Genomic DNA, 20,293 nt, shown 5'->3' on the forward strand with positions numbered 1-20,293 from the left:
ACTGCCAGCCTCAGGAAAGATCAAAGTCGACGCGCATGGCGGCGTGATATGATCCGGCGTAGTTGGGGTTGTTGCCTTCAAAAACCTCGTCCGGAAGTGTGGAATTGAACACCTCAATATGCCGGACCCGGTCCGTCATTGATTGACTGGCGAGCACATGATCCAGCGTTTGCGCCCGGCCCTTGTGAAGCACTGTTTTGCGCTGATCTAACGGCAGGGAGGCATCCAGCTGGAAAAGCTGGCGGCCGGCAAGATGTGGAACGCCGGTGTCATGCGGATCGGCACGCAACAGCCGGAGCGCCCGGGTTTCTCCCGTCGCGTTAAAGTCGCCGGTCATGATAATTTGGGCTTCATTGTCAGCATCAAACAGAGCTTCGGCGGCAAGGCGCAGCTCCAGCGCCTGGGCCGTCTGTTTTAGAACCGCCAAATGATAACCTTCCGCCCAGGCGGACACAGATGCCCAGCTGTTGCCAGAGGTTTTGCCGCCGCGGATTTGGGCCGCGATCGGGGCTCGCAAGTGCACATTGAAAAGATGAAGGGACCGGCGCGCGCCGATATCGATTTCGAGTTTTAAGACCGGCCGGTCAAACGAGATCGACTGCGGTTCATCATAGGCTGGATCCGCCGAGTTCGGCCGCCACAGAGGTGTTTCCGCGTGCCGGTGATAAAGACTTTCAGCTGATAAAACCGAATAGCGTGACAGCACCACCAGATTGTGCCGGTCGCCTGGGCCTTTTCCGGAGGGGCGTAGACTGCCAATCCGATGGTAGTCCTGATAGGGCGTCCCCTCGACCAGATGGTCCAGATCATGAAATTGGCGACTCGGGGCTCCTTTGATTTTCTGAGCATTGACTTCCTGAAGACACAGGATATCGGCGTCGAGCTCCAGAAGCTTCGGCCGGAGCGCGGCAATCCGGCGGGTCAGAATATCTTCATTGATCTTGTCGGAACCAAAGGATTCCAGATTAAATGTTGCCAGTTTCATGAAGCCGCCATGCGTGGTCAGGATCTTGTTCCAGGCAGCATAGCGTCCCCCTGCCAAGGGTGATAGGGAAAGCGACGCGATCAATTTTGACAGCGAGTTGGGAAATTTGAAATGGATGAGGCGGCGTGTCCGTGCGGATCTGGAACCGGGTATTTTGCCTGTTGCGGGCCCTATCTGGAGGGCGGTCAGATCCCCAAAACCGCTGAGGCTTTGATGCGCTCGCGCTATACGGCCTATGTGCGCGAAGAGATCGCTTATCTGAAGGACACCCTCTGGCCGAAGTTTCAAGCCAAGTTTGATTTTGCCGGCACTGCCCGCTGGGCGTCGGAAAACCACTGGACCGGCCTTCGCGTCTTGAAAACGGAACAGGGCGGTGAAGAGGACCGGGACGGGATTGTGGTGTTTGAGGCCAAATACCTCGCCGGCGGCACCTTGCACACCCACCTGGAAAAAAGCCGGTTCAAAAAGAAATCCGGCCGCTGGTATTATGTTGAGGCGATTTGAGTTTTATGGGTCCTGACCCTAGGGCCGCCCTCTGCGTGGCGGCCCTTTGGTTTTTATAGGGTTAGTTGCGGCCTGCCATAACGCCGCCATCGACATCCCAGATCGCTCCGGTGACCCAACCGGCTTGATCCGACAAGAGAAAGTCGACAGCTGCTGCAACGTCCTCGGCCGTCCCAATCCTGCCGATTGGATGAAAAGCGTTAAATCCGTCTTGCAAAGTTTTTGAGATCTCGTTCTGCGGGATAAACGCGCCATAGATCGGTGTATCCACGACTGCCGGTGCCACAGCGTTGACCCGAATGCCATTGTCTCCGAGTTCCATCGCCAAGTGTTGTGTCATGGCATGTAAACCTGCTTTTGCCATGGAATAGGCAGACGATGGGGTCGCTTTCACCGCTTGATGCGCCCACATCGACCCGAGGTTTACGATCGAACCAGATTGATGCTGAACCATGTTGCGCGCGACAGCCTGAGTGATCAGGAATGTGCCGCGGTTGTACTGGTGATAGAGATCATAATCGTCGCTCGAATGGTCCAAGAACGGCTTGGGGCTGAAATATCCGGCCGCATTGACCAGATAGCCGATTGGATGTGCAAACCCCTCGATTCGCTTGACCAAACCGGTGACGTCATCTTGGTTTGTCACGTCAGCTTGCCAAGTTTCGACCGGGACGTTGTCCGTACTTGTGATTTCTGATTGCGCTCGCGCCAGTTTGCTTTCGTTTCTGCCAATCAGGATCAGCGGTATGCCGCGGCTTGCCAGGTTTTTGGCGATCGCTAGGCCCATTCCGGATGTTCCACCTTGGATGACTGCGTAGGGGCTTTTCATTTCATTACTCCGTAATCTATCTACTGATAGGTAAATTCTATTTGCCTGATATGGGATTGTGGGATTGTCTTTCAAGACCTATCTATCGATTGATAGATTGTGAGGGTGATATGAGCCGGAATGCTGCAGTAACCGAAGAGAAAATCTTGGATCTCGCCGAAAAGATGATCCGGGATAATGGTTATAATGGATTCAGCTTCCGCGAAATTGCGTCAGGCATTGGCGTGAAAAGCTCAAGCGTTCACTACTATTTTCCAGCGAAATCAGATCTTGGGGTCAAAGTCGCAAATCGGTATTCGGAACGGTTTATGGATGCGCTTGGGGATCCTGCGGACGCGCCAAAAACTGCCGAGGCGGTTTTGAACAAAGTCCATGGCCTTTTTGTTTCCGCGCTTCAAAAGGATGGCCAGATGTGTTTGTGCGGTGTTTTGGCGGCGGAAACCCCTGGCCTACCCGCTGATGTCGCAATGGAAGCCAAGGCTTTTTTCGATCGCGTGACCAAATGGCTTGTTGTTAGTCTGAGACGGACCGACTGGGGTAAGAGCCGCCCGGAAGACGACCTACAGGCGCAAGCGCTATCTACACTGGCTCTTCTGGAGGGCGGCATGATGGTTGCCCGCGTTCAGGGTCGACCGGATCTCCTTGCGTCGATGAAACCGCAGCTTGCCGATTGAGCGTGTTTAGTGAAAATTCCGCCCGCCGGGCAAGGCCTTCATGGTTTGCTGCGCAACAGCCGAATCCGTCTGCGGCTTGAGCTTGACGACATCCTGGCGGAGTTCTGGCACCTCCCGGACCAGTTGAGCCAGTCGGCTGGCCGGTTTGATTTTTTCGGTGAGCTCAATCACAGGCCGTTTAACTTCATCAGCCCGGGCAAGGCCTGCATCATCGAGAGATTTGTCGGACAGATCGCCAAGTAGGTCCGTAACATCCGCCACATGATCGGCGACCACATGAATGACCCCGGCTTCATTCTGAACGCGGCCTGTGACTTTCAAAAAGCGGGCGCCCATGACCAGTGGCCGGTATTTTTCAAAAACCTTGGGCCAGACGATGATGTTGGCAATGCCCCCTTCATCCTCAAGGGTCAGGAAGATCACACCCTTGGCTGAACCTGGGCGCTGGCGGACCAGTACCAATCCGGCGACCGAGATCTGGCGGCCTTGGCGGATGTCCGGCAAGTGCATGCAAGGCACCACTTGGCGCTTGTTCAAGGCCGGACGGGCAAAGGCGACCGGGTGCGCCTTTAAAGACAAGCTGAGGCTCTGATAATCGGCCATGACATGAGCCCCCGGCAGCATCGGCGGCAAGTCAGCGTCCGGTTCAGGCCGCAGGTCACCAAGATCGGCCAGATCAAACAGCGGCAACCGATCCTTTTGGTTGCCTGCTTCCAACCCTTGCGCGGCCCAGACTGCGGCCCGCCGATCCAATCCCAGCGAGCGGAAGGCATCGGCTTCGGCAAGGCGCAGGATGACCGGGCGGCTAAGACCGGATCTGAGCCAGAGATCGCGGATGCTGTCATAGCCGTCGCCGCGCCGGTCAATCAGCTTGTCCATATCGTCCTGCTTGAGGCCTTTGACCGTTCGAAAGCCAAGCCGGACCGCGTGATCGGTGCGTACGATCCCGTCCATTTCCCGGTGGCGGGGGTGCAGATGCCGAGCCGCTTGCCAACCGGGTTCCAGCTTGGCATCCCAATCCGACAGGTTGATATCGACTTCACGCACATCAACGCCGTGTTCGCAGGCGTCTCGCACCAGCTGGCCGGGGGCATAGAAGCCCATGGGCTGGGAGTTTAACAGCGCGGCACAAAAAACATCCGGATAATAGGCCTTGATCCAGGAGGAGGCATAGACCAGCAGGGCGAAACTGGCCGCATGGCTTTCCGGAAAGCCGTATTCGCCAAAGCCCTCAATCTGACGGAAACAACGTTCGGCAAAGTCCCGGTCATACCCGTTTTTCGCCATGCCCTCGATCATCTTGGTCTGGAAGGTGCCGATGGTGCCGACCCGCCGAAAAGTTGCCATCGCCCGGCGCAGCCGGTCTGCTTCGCCTGGGGTAAAACCGGCCGCCACAATGGCGATCTTCATTGCCTGTTCCTGAAAGAGCGGCACCCCCATGGTTTTGCCGAGCACCTCTTCCAGCGCCTTGCTCGGATAGGTCACCTTTTCCTTGCCCTGTCGGCGGCGCAGATAAGGGTGCACCATGTCGCCCTGGATCGGGCCGGGGCGGACAATGGCGACCTCAATCACCAGGTCATAAAATTCTTGAGGCCTCAGCCGGGGCAGCATGGTCATTTGCGCCCGGCTTTCTACCTGAAAAACCCCAACGGAATCAGCCCGGCAGAGCATGTCGTAGACCGGCTTTTCCTCGGCGGGAATGGTCGAGATGGTGAGGTCCTGGTCATAGTTTTCCGACAGCATGGTGAGCGCCTTGCGAATGGCCGTCAGCATGCCGAGTGCCAGAACGTCGATCTTTAAGATCCCAAGGGCATCGAGATCATCCTTGTCCCATTCGACCACGGTGCGGTCTTCCATGGCCGCGTTCTGGATCGGGATCACCTCGTCGAGCCGGCCGCGGGTGATGACAAAACCGCCGACATGCTGAGAGAGATGCCGGGGAAAGCCGATCAGTGTGCGGGCAAGGTCCAGCATCTGGGTGATCAAAGGATCAGACGGATCAAGCCCGGCTTCGCGCACCTGGGCCTCCTCTGTTCCAGCCGACGAGCGACCCCACACCGTGCCGGAAAGTGACGAAATCGCATCTTCAGACAGCCCGAACACTTTACCGACCTCGCGCAGCGCGGAGCGGGAGCGGTAGGTGATAACGGTGGCGGCAAGCCCCGCGCGTTCGCGGCCATATTTGGCATAAATATACTGGATGACCTCTTCGCGTCGCTCATGTTCAAAATCGACATCAATATCCGGAGGTTCACGCCGTTCCGGTGAAATGAAGCGCTCAAACAGGAGATCGGCGCGGGTAGGATCCACCTCGGTGATGCCAAGGCAAAAGCAGACGGCGGAATTGGCGGCTGACCCGCGCCCCTGACACAGAATTCCTCTGGTGCGGGCAAAGCGGACAATGTCATAAACGGTCAGGAAATACGGCGCATAATCGAGCCCGGCGACCAGCTCCAGCTCGTGATCGATGGTTGTCTGGATTTTTTCAGGGACGCCGTTCGGATAGCGCCGCCGGGCGCCCACCGCCGTCAGCCGTTCCAGCTCGGCCTGGGGCGTGGCGCTCATCCCAGCGGGTTCTTCCGGATATTCGTAACGAAGATCATCCAGGGAGAAACTGACTTCTTCCAGGATTTTCAGGCTTTCGCGTAAAGGGGCGGGATCATCTTCAAAAAGCCGTAGGAGTTCACTGGCCGGTTTTAAGTGGCGTTCAGCATTTTGCTGCAGTTGCCGGCCAGCGGTTTCCAGGCGTTCATGCAGGCGGATGCAGGTCAGAACATCCTGCAGCGGGCGGCGCTCCGGCGCGTGATAGAGCGTGTCGTTGATGGCCAGCATTGGTACACCAGAAACTTCTGAAAGCTCACGGGCAAGGGCCAGCCGCCGCCGGTCTTCTGCCTGGCGGTGGAGCGCCACGGCCAGGCGCAAGGCCCGGCTAAAACGAGCCTTCAGCTTTGTCAACACAGCAAGGAGAGGGTCTTGATCTGGTAGTCCAGCCGGTAGGATCAGGGCTATCGGAGACTGAGCTTCAAGCATCTCCAGATCGTCCAATGTTAGATGACAAGATCCTTTTTCGGCCCGCCGGTTGCCAATGGTCAAAAGCCGCGCCAGTGCACCATAGGCCGCGCGGTCTTTGGGCCAATAGAGAAGATCCGGGGTGTCATCCAGAAAGGCCAGACGGCAGCCAGGCACAAATGGCACGGCGGTTTCCTTGGCCGCCATATGCGCCCGGACGACGCCTGCCATGGAGTTGCGGTCACACACGCCGAGAGCGGCGAGTTTCAAGTGCCCCGCCTGAAGCGCCAGTTCCTCCGGATGTGAGGCGCCATGCAGAAATGAAAAATTGGTGGCCGCACAGAGTTCCGCAAAGGCGGGCGGCTCAGCAATGGAGGTTCGGGCCGTCATGCGAAGAGGCCTTGCAGATACCAGCGCGGCCGGGCGGTTTCACGCTCATAAAGGCCTTCCCGGTACAGCCAAAACCGGCGGCCGTCTGTATCTTCGATGCGGAAATAGTCGCGGGTGACGCCCTCCTTGGCTTCCGATGGCCGGTCGGCAGCCCCAATCCACCAGGGCGGAGCAATGCGCTCCGGACCTTCGGAGCGTGCGACTTGATAAAGTCCGCGCCGCCAGCGAAACCTCAAAGGTGGGCCATCCGGCACCATGGCAAGGGCTTCGACCTCTTCGGCCGGGTCGATCAACCGTAAGGGGCGGGTCATTAGGCCGGTATGCCATCTTGTATTTTCCGTGTCATAGGTCTGGGTGCTGTCTTCGGCGAAGGTAAACTGCGGGCTGACCGCAGTTTGTTCCCGGCGTAAGACGGCTGCTGCCGCACCTCCCAGGAAACCGGACCAGGCAAGCGCCTCTTCATGGGCGAGGGCCGCAGGCACAAATCCGGTTTGACTTTCCGGTATATGCCGGTCGATCGGCAATAATCGGGTGATGCGTTCAAGACCCAGGCGGGCGCCGAGCCGGTCGACCAGATCCTCCAGGCTAGCGCCGGTTTCGGCTGTACCGGCCGCATTCAAGGTGTCTTGAACCGCCGGGGCTTTATCGGCCATGAGGACATCCAGACGGACGAGGTCAAAGCCAAAACCGGCGTCCACGACGCTTTCATCGGCCTTCAGCTTTTCGGCAAACAGCCGGAGGATCCTTTTGGGAGCGCGCAAGGGGCTACTGGTGCCGACTTTGAATTTCTGGACCGCACCATCGACCCGAAAGAGGGTGAGTTCAAACATCCGGCCGCCCTCAACCCGCCGCTCCAGCGCCTTGGAAACTTGGCCTGCCAACGACAATGCCACCGCCTTGACGTCATCGACCCGGGAAATGGGGTCGAAAAACCGCCGTTCGGCGGAAATCAGTGGGGCTTCGAAGCGGGGTGAAATTGCTTCTCCCTGAGCTCCGAACGTCTGATCCAGCCGGAGGATCAATTCCGGACCAAAGCGATTGGTAAGTGGGGCCCGCGGGCGCTCGTAAAGCTGGCCAATGGTTTTGAGGCCGACCTGGTTCAGGCCGGAAACGGCCTCTGGCGAGATTCGCAAGGCGGCCAGCGGCAGGGAAGCGAGCGCCTCCCGCTCACCGCCGTCCTTCAAAACACCACCGGAACCGAAGCGGGCCATGCCCCAGGCAGCCCCCACAGTTCCGGCGATCGCACCGGCAACGCAAAACCCCTGCCGGTCCAGCCGCATCAAGACATCCTTCAAAAGCGCGTCTTCACCGCCAAAAAGATGCGCGCAGCCGGTGATGTCCAAAAACAGGCCGTCCTTGCCATCCAGCGCCACCAGCGGCGTATAGCGAGCGCACCAGTCGGCCAGGGTCCGCAGCAAGGCCGCGTCTTTGTCCGGCTCGGCATCTTCGCATAGAAGATGGGGGATCCGCGCCCGCGCATCTGCCTCCGTTTCCCCGAGGCGCAAGCCGCAGGCCCTGGCGGTCTCGTTCAAAGAAACGATCCGGCGGGCATTCCGGATCTTGTCCAGAACAACAAGCGGTGGTTCAACCTGCCGGGCGGAAGGTGTGGAGTTGACCCGCAAGCGGCGCAGGATCCGGTCGCAGGGAAGATCCGCGATCCAGAGCGAGAGAATGCGCTGGCGCGGCAAATGTTCGTCTCGCATGGTCCCACTCCACGGTCAGGCGGCCGGGACGGCCCTCCCGGTTCCGCGTTAAATTTACAGTCCAGGCAGGCGCCCCAAGGCCTGCATGCGGTCCTTCTTCCAAGAACTCCGGCGGCCTGGAGGCAGCCGGGGCAATCTGCCAGCGGGTCAGCGCGGCTGTCGGGTCTTCCACCGCTCCATGACGGAGCAGAATGACCGGAACGGTGCTGCGGCCGCTGCGTAAAGCTATCCGACGGCTTGCGGTCAGCCCGACCGGGCGCTGTTCGCCTTGAACCTCCCCAAAGACGGCGGCAAGGGCGGAACAGGAAGCGCCTTCCTCCAAACACCAGAGCAGCTCGTCCTGCCGCTTGGCCCGCACCACAATCAGCCGGGCCGGATCAATGCCAAAAGCCAGCAGTCCGGCACCATGAAAGTGGCCAGATTCCTGAGTTGCCCTGACATCCTGAACAATCACGGCAGGTCCCGGCCTTAAGTCCAGAATTCGGGCCAGCACGGCCAGAGCAAACCCGCTCAGCGCGCCGGCATTGCGGCTCTCGGCGCTGACCAGCTCATGCAGCGCGCCCAGCTTCAAGCCGCTCCCGGAGCTGCCACCTTCCGGCCGGAACAAGCTGTCCAAAGCCTCCAGGCCCAAAAGGCACCGGCCGTCTGGTTGATACGTTTGCGCTTTTGGTTGCCCGGCTGTTCCAGGTCGATCTTGTGCCTCTGCTTCCCCTCCGGTGTCTGGGACACGGGGAGAAAAAGTGTCCGGCCCTTGCGGGTTGGCGGCGGTCGCAGGGGCCGGACCAAACTGCGTCTCAAAGGGGAGGCGTCCCTCAAGATCCGCAATGCGGCGACGCAGCTCGGCAAGAGATGTGCTATGGTCTGATGCTGAAGACATTGTGCACGTCGGTTCCAATCACAGTTGTTATTGTTCTCTATTTGTTCTTATTGATTCCGGAGAACGGCGCGAGAGTCAAGCAGCTTTTTGATGAAACGTTCCCATGAGGGTGCCCTAACGTCAGATTGTGTTGCCGCTTGAGCCTGACGGACTGCCAAAAGTCTCCAAAACAGCCGGACCGGACATGCGCGACAGAAGCTGGCTCGCCAAACGGACGATTTCCGTTTGTGAGCGGGTGCCGGTCTTGGACGTGGCGCTGGCCAGCTGGTTGCGGGCCGTGTGATAGGAAATCCCAAGCCGGCTGGCTGTCTCCCGCAAAGAACCGCCATACATCAGTTCCTGCACCAGGCGGCTTTCTCCCTCCGTTATGCCGAAGGCCATCCTGAGCACCTCACTGGAGGGACGCGGCGTATCGGCCGGATCGAAGATTGTCACCAGCAGGGGCATGGAGTGACTGAGAAAGGGGGCAAGTGAGGGGTGAAGCTGGTCCTGGAGTTTGATCGGCAGGACAAACAGGAGAGGTCCGGCTTCTCTCCGTCTGGCCAGGCTAACTGGACCTACCGGCAGCTGGGTGAGATGCGCCTTGTGCACGCTCGCCTCCAGCACCTTTTGCACGGATCTGTCTGCCGCACACAGCTGGATGGACCGGTCGATATGAAACCTGCGGCCAGCAGTGGTCGCGCTGTCCGCATGGCTGTTCATATGCAGAACCTTACATTCCGGGGTCACGGCAAAGGCCGCTGCCGGGATCTGCTCCAGCCAGAAACCGCCCGCCTGCACCTGGATTTCCCGCTGTTTCACCTCCATCAGCAAGCGGAAGGCACCCTGCAGATGCGGCCGCAGCGTTTCGAACAGGCGCAACACATGATCTTCTTCACGTTGTTTCATGCGTTTGGGCAAATTGGCGGCCACAAAGGCCGAATCCTCGCCCTGACGGTGCAAAATGACCCCGAAGGCCCGGTTGATTTCACCGTGTTTTTTTAAATGTTCATCAAAAAAGTCAGTCCGTTCAATATCTTCCGGGCGAAGAAACTCACTGGTGACTGCAACCCGCGATAAAGAGCATTTCAACGCTATGGGTGGGAAGGGGTTTGGAGATTCAGCTGCGGCAATCTCTTCAATGGCGTTTGGCCCGTAATTGAACATTGCTCCTTCATAGAGCGAATTCCGGTAAACGCATTGAGCCTGATAGGAGAGCGGCAAATCCGGATAGGTCTGCGCAAGATCCGCCAAGACACTGGAAAGGCCACCATCTAAAAGTGACGATGAGTAAAGTTTATAAAGAAGCGTCTCCAAATTCGCTGTCATTGCAATACAGCTCTCAAATTACCAAAGAATCAGGCCTTGAAAAGAAAACCATAGCGCAATTGCATCATGGGTAGAAGTCTCAGGTCTTGTAAACTGGAGGTGTTCAAGAACGGGAGGTCCGGCAAATCCACCGTTTCGGATCCTGGCCGGAGCTCACGCAGCCAACATGCTTTTGGGGGGCTGCCCGGTTTTGGGCATATGTTTGAAACTCTTTTTGTCTGACGGCGGTCTCCGGGCCGCCGTTTTTTTGGGCTGCTTGCAGCTCCGATCTCAAGCACAGCGGTTTTGACGGGGCTCATCTGCAGAAAACCGCAGAATCTTCATGACAACGGCTCAAAAATCCTGTATACGCCCGCCCAAGTTGGATGAATGCATATCTTCCGATCAGGAGATCTGTGTTCTGGGCGGCGTCTTTTGCAGGATGTCAAACCCCATAAAAATCCAGCGGATATGCAACATGGCCCAAAGCTGGTGAACCCGTTCTTGGCTCCGTTTGATGAGGCAGGACGCTCTGACCGCTTTGTAATTGAAAAGGGAAAAATGCCATGAACATCATCGAGCAGCTCAATGCTGAAGAAATGGAAAAAATCGAAGCTCAGCGTAAGCTTCCTGAATTTTCCCCGGGCGACACCGTCCGCGTTCTGGTGAAAGTCACCGAAGGCAACCGCACCCGTACCCAGGCGTACGAAGGTGTCTGCATTGCCCGTTCCGGCGGCGGCATCAACGAAAGCTTCACTGTCCGTAAGATCTCTTACGGCGAAGGTGTTGAGCGTGTGTTCCCGATCTACTCCCCGATGCTGGAAGGCGTAGAGGTTGTCCGCCGCGGTAAAGTCCGCCGTGCGAAACTCTACTACCTGCGCGACCGCCGCGGTAAGTCTGCCCGTATCGTTGAAAACACCAACGCACGTTCCAAGCGCCTCAATGAGGAAGCCCGTGCGGAAGCAGCTGCAGCCAAGGCTGCAAAAGCTGAAGCCAAAAAGGCAGAAGCGGAAGCTGCGGCAGCAGAGAGCGCTGCTGAATAAGCAGATCTCGACAAGAGTTTCAAAAGCGGCTCCCGGAGATATCCGGGAGCCGTTTTTGTTTATGCGAAGATATCTTTGGGCCTTTACACCTACTCATCTTGAGGAGCTGCAAAGGCCTTATCCCGAAGGATCAAGTCCGGGACGGCGCAAGAGGGGTAGGACGAGACTTGGGCGAGACGGCAGCCAGCGAACCGCGTTGCGGTGCCCTAATCTGCCGGCTTTGGCCAAATTCCGCCCAAGGGTCCAAGGACCCGGTATCTTTCGAGCATTTCTGCTTTAAGGTTGTCTTCCGGGATCCAGGGCTCATCAACTTCCGGTGCGGGATGCCAGCGCAAAACAGAATCCAGCTTCGTCGCGCGGACGGCTTCAGTCAGTTCGTCGGAAAAGAAGATCCTCGACGGCACAAGATATGAAGAAAGCCACATATGCCGCCCTGCCACTTCTGGCTTGCTCAAAGTATAAATACGCTGGTGGCCACCAGAGTGGTAAGGCAAGGTCAAGGTGCGGCCGCCGGACTGCACAGTCTTCCATTTGAGCGTTGATTGATCAAACAGGATCGCCTCAAATCGCTGACGGACGTTCAAAAAATAAAACTGGCTGTCAACGGCTGGTGACCCATCTTTTTTCACCGCTTCAACCGGGAAAAACTGATGCACATCCGGTTCGAGTTGATCGACGATGTCCTTGAAGGCTTGGCAGACCATCATGACACCCGCCGGTGAATTAAAACAGGTCCAACTCTTGTGTTTCGATGTTTGAATGATGCGTTTGGGAGCGATCGCCGGATCGATTTTCTCGCCTTGAAAGAAATCTGGAAGTGGCGATAGGGCCCGAACTTCTGCGCATTCATTTCTGAATGCTTCCATGTCAAAGTGGACGTCTAGAGTGCCTCTGGACCTGTAGTCAAAACAATAAGCCATGCCTCATGCCCTCCCGCGTTTGCCAGAGGTCGCTTGACCTGCTCCCGGCTGGGGCGGCGGCGCAGCTGGATCTGTCTGCTTCAGTGCGAGCAGGGTCATAAAACGGTCAGTCATCAAAAGTCTTTCCAAAAAGTCCTGGCAAAATATTTTAAGAGGCGCTGTTCTCGGCCGTGCGGACGGGATTGGGAAAAGCTAGCCGCCAATTGGAAATCAACCGTAAATTGTTTTTGTGGCTTTTGAGAAAAGTGCTGTGCTCGAACGAAACCCGACCGGGTCAGCCGACAGGCCTTCTCCACCTGGTCATCCCCGACTTGTTCGGGGATCTACTCTCAGTTCCGCTTGTTGAAGGATTGGGAGGTTTTACTAACGCTCTGCAAACGAGTGGATCCCCGGTCTTCGCTTCGCTATGCCTGGGATGACAGCCGGGAGGGCGGCCGCAGCGGCTTCGACGAAGATCTCGAAGCGGTGTTCCAAAGGACAGGCGGAAAACAAGAGGCGGCCCCGGACTTGATCTTCTTTCTTGATCCGGGGGCAAGATCAGGCGGGTCCCGGACCAAATCCGGGACGGCGCTGGGGCGGATGCGGCGGTTCTTAGCTCCTTCGCAGGATAAGGGGGAGACCCAATTCTCTTCTGAAAAATGAGCCTCTTCCCCTCCAAAATCGGCTCCGGTCAAACTCAGTTGAATTCAGCTCAACTTGGAATGCTTGACCTGAAGGCGGAGCTGCGCCATTGACTGGGCAGATTTTAAAAGTATCCCCTGTCCGGGAGAGGGCAGTGAGAGGATCAAGGCTAGCTGCGCGAACCAAAACGCGCATGGCCGGCCTGACTGAGGAGAGACCCATGGCCAAAGCACGGACGCTTTACGACAAAATCTGGGACGACCACGCGGTCGACATTCGGCCGGACGGAACCGGCCTGCTCTACATCGACCGCCACCTGGTCCATGAAGTCACCAGCCCGCAGGCGTTTGAAGGTCTGCGCATGGCCGGCCGCAAGGTGCGCCAGCCGCAAAAGACACTGGCCGTTGTCGATCACAATGTGCCGACCACCGACCGCCGCCATGGCATTGATGATCCAGAATCCGCGCTGCAGGTGGATACGCTGGCAAAGAATGCGGCCGAGTTCGGCGTCGAATATTATTCCGAACTGGACATGCGCCAGGGCGTCGTGCACATCGTCGGTCCGGAACAGGGCTTTACTCTGCCGGGCATGACGATCGTCTGCGGCGACAGCCACACCTCCACCCACGGCGCATTTGGCTCGCTCGCCCACGGTATTGGCACGTCAGAAGTGGAACACGTTCTGGCAACCCAGACCTTGATCCAGAAAAAAGCCAAGAACATGCTGGTCAAGGTCAACGGCCAGATCCCGGATGGGGTTACGGCCAAGGACATCGTGCTGGCCATCATCGGCAAGATCGGCACTGCCGGCGGCACGGGTTACGTGATCGAATATGCCGGGGAAGCCATTGAATCCCTGTCCATGGAAGGCCGCATGACGGTCTGCAACATGTCCATCGAGGGCGGCGCGCGCGCCGGTCTGATCGCGCCGGACGCAAAGACCTTCGAATACATCAAGGGTCGCCCGAAAGCACCGAAAGATGCGGATTGGGACAAGGCTGTTGCTTACTGGAAAACCCTGCATTCCGACGCAGAAGCCTATTTCGACAAGGTCATCGAGCTGGATGCGGCCAATTTGCCGCCGATCGTCTCCTGGGGCTCTTCCCCGGAAGATGTGGTTTCCGTCGAAGATGTCGTGCCGAACCCGAACGAAATTGACGACGAAAACCGCCGCAAATCCAAAGAACGCGCCCTGGAATACATGGGGCTGGAGCCGGGCACCAAGATCACCGACATCAAGATCGACCGCGCCTTCATCGGGTCTTGCACCAACGGCCGGATTGAAGATCTGCGTGCCGCTGCCGCGGTGATCGGCAATCACAAGGTTGCCAGCGGCGTCAGCGCGATGGTTGTTCCAGGCTCCGGCCTGGTGAAGGAACAGGCGGAAGAAGAAGGCCTTGATGTCATCTTCAAGGAAGCCGGGTTCGAATGGCGTGAGCCAGGCTGTTCCATGTGCCTTGCCATGAACGCAGACAAGCTGGCGCCGGGCGAACGCTGCGCGTCGACCTCGAACCGGAATTTTGAGGGCCGCCAGGGCCACAAGGGCCGCACACATCTGGTGTCGCCTGCGATGGCCGCCGCGGCTGCGATTGCCGGTCACTTCGTCGACATTCGCGATTGGACGGCGAACTGATTCGGCCTCAAATTGTGAAAAAATCGGAAAGGGCGCGTCAAAGCGCCCTTTTTTGTTTGTGAAGAAAAACTGTTCCGGCGCGGGAAACCGGTTCTGGGTTCTTTCTATAATTCATATAGTTATTTGCCACACCCTCCTGGAAACCGGCAGGTCCAGGCAGCTTCAAGAAATGAAAGCACCGGTCTTCACAAGACTGTCACCTCGGCACTACAATACTCGCATCGCAAAAGGACATGATCCGTTGTTCCTTTGACCGAACACCGGACCATCCGAAGAAGCGTGAGGAGTGGAAGGTGACGATAGCGGTATCGCCGGGAACTCATCCGGCGTTGGTACTCAATGCAGACTACCGGCCATTGAGTTACTACCCCTTATCTTTATGGTCGTGGCAAGACACCATAAAGTCCGTTTTTCTGGACCGGGTGAACATCGTCGCAGAATATGACGCGGCGGTCCGAAGTCCGAGCTTCGAATTCCGATTGCCCAGCGTCGTCTCCTTAAAAACCTTCGTCAAACCCAGCCGGCACCCTGCATTTACCCGCTTCAACGTATTTCTCCGCGACAGATTCCAGTGCCAATATTGCGGCACAAAAGAAGAATTGACCTTCGATCACCTGATCCCGCGCTCCAAAGGGGGCCTGACCACCTGGGACAATGTGATCACCGCCTGCTCCCCCTGCAATTTGAGAAAATCCAACAAGTCCTGCCAGCAGCTCAACATGTGGCCGATGCACATGCCGTTCCGGCCGACCATTCAGGATCTGCACAACAACGGCCGGGCCTTCCCGCCGAACTATCTGCACGAAAGCTGGATGGATTTCCTTTATTGGGACACCGAGCTGGAACCCTAAGCCTCGCATTTCTTAGATTGCTGCCCTTTGCCCCACCCGAAGGGCCGGGCCTGTGGCGCCCAATCCTCAGCGAAAATCCGCCTTGATGATGCACCAGCATCACCTGCGCAGATTTTCTGGATCTTGAACGCAGCAAATCCCGGCGAAATACATCTCCAATTCGTCCACACGGCCTAGTCCCTTTCACGATCAGATTGAAAGGCCCTATCCGCGTTCGGGGTGTCCCGGGCAAGCATTATTGCTGCCCTTAGGTAAACTAAAAATTGTCCTAACGTCAATTTACAACCCGTTAACTTGATGCTTTTTACAATGCTCTATCTGCCTGTAGTGAAACAGATAGCGGTTAATAGTTCGCATGCGAATATTCCCAAAGGGAAGCTTGGATTGCTTCAGGAAGGATCAGGAAGGTGCCATTCTGCCGGTGTTTGGCGTGATGGTCATTGTTCTGGTGGTGATCGGCGGCGGAGCGATTGATGTTAGCCGTGCAGTGAACGCGCGAGAAAAACTTTCTTATGCGCTGGATGCTGCCGCTCTCGCAGTGGCAGTCGAGCTGTCTGGTCGGGAAATGACCGATGATCAAGTTCGGAGATACTTGCAAGACAGCTTCAATGCGAACCTTAAGGCTAGCGATTGGAAGCAGACGGCTATTAAAAACATTGCCGTCGACATCAACCCAGATGAAGGCCAGGTGACTGTTTCGTCTCAGGCTTGGCTGAAAAACTATTTTATATCGATAGCCGGATACGGGATTGACCAGATTGGTCCGGAAAAATTTGCCTTTGGGACCAGCGCGACGGTGAACTACAGCCGGTTCAACGTCGAGATAGCCGTGGCTTTAGACGTAACAAACAGCATTGGCACTGTCCCAGGTGGACTAAATAGCGTGAAAAGTGCAGCACAACGCCTAGTCGATATACTAGTCCCAGAGCAAGGAGGACAGCAAAACTCGAAAGTTCGATTATCGGTTGTGCCCTATTCATGGGGTGTAGCTGCTCCAGGTTACGTTAATAAATTGATTGTGGAGGGTCGAAAAGACGGTTCCCGATGCATCACTGCCAGGGCGAACTCTGCACGCTTCAAAGAAGGCCCCTACTGGAACAATTTTGGTAACACGGGATTTAATCAGGGATCACAACGATTTTATTATATCTCATATGACAGGTGGTATGGGCCGCAAACAGACTGCCCATTCACGTCAGTCCAACCGCTTACGGCTGATAAGCGAGACCTGACAAACACAATCAGAAACTTGCAATTGGTTGGCGGAACAGCTGGTCAAGCCGGTGTGGCTTGGTCGTGGTACACTTTGTCACCAGAGTGGTCTCCAATCTGGCCAATTGAAAGTCAGCCACTACCATACCAAACTGGACCGAAAGCCAAAAATCGAAAGATTGCAATCTTAATGACGGACGGCGAAACCAATACTTACTGGGATTGGGAGCGCGTCGAAAGGCGACAGTGTAAGTGGAGGGGCGGGAACAATTGGGATTGCACAGGCCAAGACCGCTGGGAATGGACCCAAAGGGGGTGGTATGCACTTCCATCCTACAATGTCCCACCTGTTCAGCGTGCATTGGAGTTCTGCCGTTTGATGAAAGCCAAGGGTATTGAAGTTTATTCCGTTTTTTTCCAAACGGGGACTGCTGCAACGCCTCACGGATTGCGATTGATGCAAGAATGCGCCAGTTCCACTGATCACTACTACCGGGCGGACAATAGGACAGAGTTGGAAGGTGCTTTCCAAAACATCGCAAAGAAGATCCAAAAGATCTATCTATCACGCTAGAAGGTCTTGAGTGCTGTAGGCTTAACCTTGATTCGGACGAATTGCTTGGGTATTTGAATTGGAACAAGTCCCTAAGAGCAGATTGTAAATCAGTAAAACTTTATGAAAAATCGCCTTTTAATTTAAGGGCTTAGGTACTTTTCTTTAGCTGCAATGCCGTAGAATACCCTTGGGGTATGTGAAAACGGGATCGCGTGGCTCAATGTTCAAGGCCTATCTAAAAAAACTCCTGCGGAACGAAAACGGCGCCATTCTGCCGATATTCGGTGTTCTGGTCGTTATTCTTGTGGTGGTTGCCGGTGCTGCCATAGATATTTCCCGGGCTGTAAACGCGCGCGAAAAACTCTCTTACGCAATCGATGCAGCGGCTCTTTCTGTAGCGACAGATTTGTCGACATCTGTTCTGACCAATGAGCAAATCACCGACCGGATAACGGCCTCGTTTCAGGCCAATCTCACAGGCGCTGAATTTCTGGATACAGCCATCGACAACCTAAATTTTGTTGTCGACAGTAATGAGGGCACTGTCACCGTTGCGTCGAGCGCGAGCCTTTCCAATTACTTCTTGAATATCGGCGGTCTAGGAGTTGCGGCATTTGGACCGGAGACATTTGCTTTCGGCACAAGTGCCCAGGTGTCTTATTCCCGGTTTGATGTCGAATTATCACTGGTTGTTGATGTGACCGGTTCGATGTCCGATGAAATCGATGATCTTAAAGATGCGGCTGAAGCAGTGGTCGACATTCTCATTCCGGAAACGACAACAAATTCCAAGGTTAAGATTTCCATAGTGCCCTACAGTGTGGGCGTTAATCTGGGAGCTTACGCAGATACGGCAACCGCTGGATTAAGTGACCGCTGTGCGACCGAACGAGATGGTGCCGAGAAATACACCGATGCGAGCTATTCAGATCAACCGGTTGGTGACGGCTCCGGCACATATCGATCCAGAGAGTGTTCTGATTCTGAAATCCTGCCGCTAACAGACAACCGGACGACGTTGCGCAACTCGATCAGCGCACTGGACACCGATGGATACACCGCAGGGCAAACCGGTATTGCCTGGGGCTGGTACACGCTGTCGCCAAATTGGGCCGATCTGTGGCCAGTGGGATCCGAGCCGGAACTCTATACCAACGATAAAGTGCTCAAGTTTGCACTTATCATGACGGATGGCGCATTTAACACTTACTATGACCTGGAAACTCTGACGAAGAGCCAGTGCGATAATCACAATTATTATGGTGGTACGTGTTACAGCGGAACCAACGACTATTGGATCGAATATCCCAGCTCCGGATTGTCAGGAGCATCTTCACAGCGGGCAATTCAACTGTGTACACAAATGAAGGCCACCGATATTGAGTTGTTTACCGTCTATTTTGGAACAAACGGATCGTCCAATGGCGCTCAAGTGATGCAAGCCTGCGCCGATACTGGCAACTATTATCAGGCTTCATCGTCCTCAGATCTAATTCAGGCGTTTTCAAACATCGCAAAAAAAATCCAGCAGATCTATTTGTCGCAATAGAAGGCAGACCGACGCGCGGCGGATCTCATAAAAAACACACTGCAAAATCAGATAAATGGGCCGGTGATGTTCCTCTCAAGAGGTGGAGTTATTTCAATATTTAAGAAAATTAGAGTTTCGATTTAATGGTTTAGGTACTTTTATTTAGTAGCAATCTCGTAAGATGCCCTAGGGGCATTTCCGGAAGCGGGACTGCGTAGCTGTATGATAATAGCCTACTACAAAAAACTTCTGCGGAACGAACGCGGCGCCATTCTACCGATTTTTGGCGTGCTGGTACTCATGTTGGTTGTCATTGGCGGAGCGGCCATAGATGTTTCCAGAGCTGTGAACGCGCGCGAAAAACTGTCTTACGCGATCGATGCGGCCGCACTTGCAGTCGCGACAGACTTGTCGACGTCGGTAATGACCGATGCTGAAATCACCCAGGCCATCGAAGACTCTTTTCGGGCCAATCTTGCTAACGCGGAATTTCTCGACAAGGCCATTGAGAACCTTAACTTCGTCGTAGACAGCGATGAAGGAACGATCAACATTTCCTCTTCAGCCAATCTCAGCAACTATTTTTTGGACATAGGCGGATTTGGACTTAGTTCCTTTGGTCCAGACTCCTTTTCCTTCGGCACCAACGCCGAAGTTTCCTACTCTCGTTTTGATGTCGAACTGGCGCTTGTTGTCGACGTAACCGGCTCAATGGCTTGGAGCATCGGATCGACGAGCACTGCCCGCATCACTGCATTGCGCGCCGCCGGCGAAGAACTCGTAAATATCCTGCTGCCGACTGGCGGAACGCCATCCGGGGCGAAAGTCCGGATATCCCTTGTTCCCTATAGCCAGGGCGTCAACTTAGCGAGCTATGCAAACAAAGTGAAAGGCGGCGACCACTACTCAGTGAGTGGTAACTGTGTTACCGAGCGTCAGAATTACGCCAGCAATGAAGTGATGTTCACCGATACTGCATATAATTATGACACCGCTAATCCGCCGGCATTTGCATCCTTTTACGGGGGAGCCAGCACCAATTGCTCGTCATCCTCCCAATTCATTCCACTTTCCAGCAATCGGACCACGCTGATCAATGCGATTCGGGCACTCAACACCAATGGTGGCACCGCTGGTCAAACCGGAATTGTCTGGGGTTGGAACAGTATTTCTCCAAACTATACAAACTTGTGGCCAGCGGAAAGTGCCCCGGAACCTTACACAAATGATGATGTTTTGAAATTCGCTATCATCATGACCGACGGCGACAACAATAGGTATTACGACTATATCGAAACCGAACGGCAAAGGGTCCGGGTATGCAATCGTCGTTACTGCTGGCGTGAATGGCGGGATGTTGCGGTCAATGAGTGGCGCGAAGAAGGCGAAAGCGAATCCTACAGCAACACATCATCAACCCGTTCTCGCGATCTCTGTGCTGCGATGAAGACTGCTGGAATCGAGATCTTTGGCGTTTATTTCGGAACAAACAACAGTTCCGCCGGCGCCAGAAATATGTCGTCCTGCGCTAGCACTGGAAACTATTATCAGGCGACTTCTTCCGAGGGGCTAATCCAAGCCTTTTCCAACATCGCCAAAAAGATCCAGCAGATCTATCTGTCACAGTAACAGCAAAAAACACCGTGAACGCAAATAGGCCCGCCAATT

Annotated in this window: 15 protein-coding genes; 8 read left to right on the forward strand and 7 right to left on the reverse strand. The window is 55.6% G+C overall.

What is annotated here, in order from left to right; all coding sequences use genetic code 11:
* Positions 1–10 precede the first annotated feature (10 nt).
* Positions 11–985, reverse strand: coding sequence for an endonuclease/exonuclease/phosphatase family protein (locus tag ACOOFE_RS27460; RefSeq protein ID WP_420412954.1), 975 nt, complete (start codon positions 983–985; stop codon positions 11–13).
* A gap of 111 nt (positions 986–1,096) precedes the next feature.
* On the opposite strand from ACOOFE_RS27460, the gene ACOOFE_RS27465 reads away from it, so the two are divergent.
* Entirely contained in the window at positions 1,097–1,489 is a 393-nt protein-coding gene (locus tag ACOOFE_RS27465; protein WP_420412955.1) for a YchJ family protein, read from the forward strand.
* A gap of 61 nt (positions 1,490–1,550) precedes the next feature.
* Here the strand turns inward: ACOOFE_RS27465 and ACOOFE_RS27470 are convergent, their stop codons facing one another.
* Positions 1,551–2,318: an SDR family NAD(P)-dependent oxidoreductase gene (locus ACOOFE_RS27470; RefSeq protein ID WP_420412956.1), complete on the reverse strand. Its 768-nt coding sequence runs from the start codon at positions 2,316–2,318 to the stop codon at positions 1,551–1,553.
* A 110-nt stretch (positions 2,319–2,428) separates the two neighbouring features.
* On the opposite strand from ACOOFE_RS27470, the gene ACOOFE_RS27475 reads away from it, so the two are divergent.
* Positions 2,429–2,992, forward strand: coding sequence for a TetR/AcrR family transcriptional regulator (locus ACOOFE_RS27475; protein WP_420412957.1), 564 nt, complete (start codon positions 2,429–2,431; stop codon positions 2,990–2,992).
* A gap of 6 nt (positions 2,993–2,998) precedes the next feature.
* Here ACOOFE_RS27475 and ACOOFE_RS27480 read toward each other — a convergent pair whose 3' ends face one another.
* The 4 genes from ACOOFE_RS27480 to ACOOFE_RS27495 form a co-directional block, all read right to left on the reverse strand.
* A complete protein-coding gene (locus ACOOFE_RS27480; RefSeq protein WP_420412958.1) occupies positions 2,999–6,391 on the reverse strand; it encodes an error-prone DNA polymerase in 3,393 nt (1,130 codons plus the stop codon).
* Positions 6,388–8,094 carry a DNA polymerase Y family protein gene (locus ACOOFE_RS27485; RefSeq protein WP_420412959.1) on the reverse strand — a complete coding sequence of 569 codons (1,707 nt, stop codon included), beginning with the start codon at positions 8,092–8,094 and terminating at the stop codon, positions 6,388–6,390. Before ACOOFE_RS27485 ends, ACOOFE_RS27480 begins: the two co-directional genes overlap by 4 nt.
* Positions 7,976–8,971 carry an ImuA family protein gene (locus ACOOFE_RS27490; protein ID WP_420412960.1) on the reverse strand — a complete coding sequence of 332 codons (996 nt, stop codon included), beginning with the start codon at positions 8,969–8,971 and terminating at the stop codon, positions 7,976–7,978. Before ACOOFE_RS27490 ends, ACOOFE_RS27485 begins: the two co-directional genes overlap by 119 nt.
* Positions 8,972–9,091: 120 nt before the next feature.
* Positions 9,092–10,279 carry a helix-turn-helix transcriptional regulator gene (locus tag ACOOFE_RS27495; RefSeq protein WP_420412961.1) on the reverse strand — a complete coding sequence of 396 codons (1,188 nt, stop codon included), beginning with the start codon at positions 10,277–10,279 and terminating at the stop codon, positions 9,092–9,094.
* 545 nt (positions 10,280–10,824) lie between these two features.
* Here ACOOFE_RS27495 and rplS point away from each other — a divergent pair.
* Positions 10,825–11,301 (forward strand): 50S ribosomal protein L19, encoded by a 477-nt coding sequence (rplS, locus tag ACOOFE_RS27500; protein WP_420412962.1) that lies wholly within the window; start codon positions 10,825–10,827, stop codon positions 11,299–11,301.
* A gap of 206 nt (positions 11,302–11,507) precedes the next feature.
* Here the strand turns inward: rplS and ACOOFE_RS27505 are convergent, their stop codons facing one another.
* Entirely contained in the window at positions 11,508–12,221 is a 714-nt protein-coding gene (locus tag ACOOFE_RS27505) for an imm11 family protein (protein ID WP_420412963.1), read from the reverse strand.
* An 841-nt stretch (positions 12,222–13,062) separates the two neighbouring features.
* Between ACOOFE_RS27505 and leuC the strand changes: the two genes are divergently transcribed.
* From leuC to ACOOFE_RS27530, 5 genes are all read left to right on the forward strand, one after another.
* On the forward strand, positions 13,063–14,475 hold the full coding sequence (leuC, locus tag ACOOFE_RS27510) for a 3-isopropylmalate dehydratase large subunit (protein WP_420412964.1): 1,413 nt from the start codon (positions 13,063–13,065) through the stop codon (positions 14,473–14,475).
* Between the two features lie 293 nt (positions 14,476–14,768).
* Complete coding sequence (locus ACOOFE_RS27515) at positions 14,769–15,326, forward strand: HNH endonuclease (RefSeq protein ID WP_141188578.1); 558 nt, start codon at positions 14,769–14,771, stop codon at positions 15,324–15,326.
* Positions 15,327–15,705: 379 nt separating this feature from the next.
* Entirely contained in the window at positions 15,706–17,112 is a 1,407-nt protein-coding gene (locus tag ACOOFE_RS27520; RefSeq protein WP_420412965.1) for a TadE/TadG family type IV pilus assembly protein, read from the forward strand.
* Between the two features lie 202 nt (positions 17,113–17,314).
* Positions 17,315–18,643 carry a pilus assembly protein TadG-related protein gene (locus tag ACOOFE_RS27525; RefSeq protein WP_420412966.1) on the forward strand — a complete coding sequence of 443 codons (1,329 nt, stop codon included), beginning with the start codon at positions 17,315–17,317 and terminating at the stop codon, positions 18,641–18,643.
* A 204-nt stretch (positions 18,644–18,847) separates the two neighbouring features.
* On the forward strand, positions 18,848–20,254 hold the full coding sequence (locus ACOOFE_RS27530; protein WP_420412967.1) for a TadE/TadG family type IV pilus assembly protein: 1,407 nt from the start codon (positions 18,848–18,850) through the stop codon (positions 20,252–20,254).
* The last annotated feature ends 39 nt before the right edge of the window (positions 20,255–20,293 follow it).

This window comes from Roseibium sp. (assembly GCF_965216085.1).
Taxonomy (GTDB): Bacteria; Pseudomonadota; Alphaproteobacteria; order Rhizobiales; family Stappiaceae; genus Roseibium.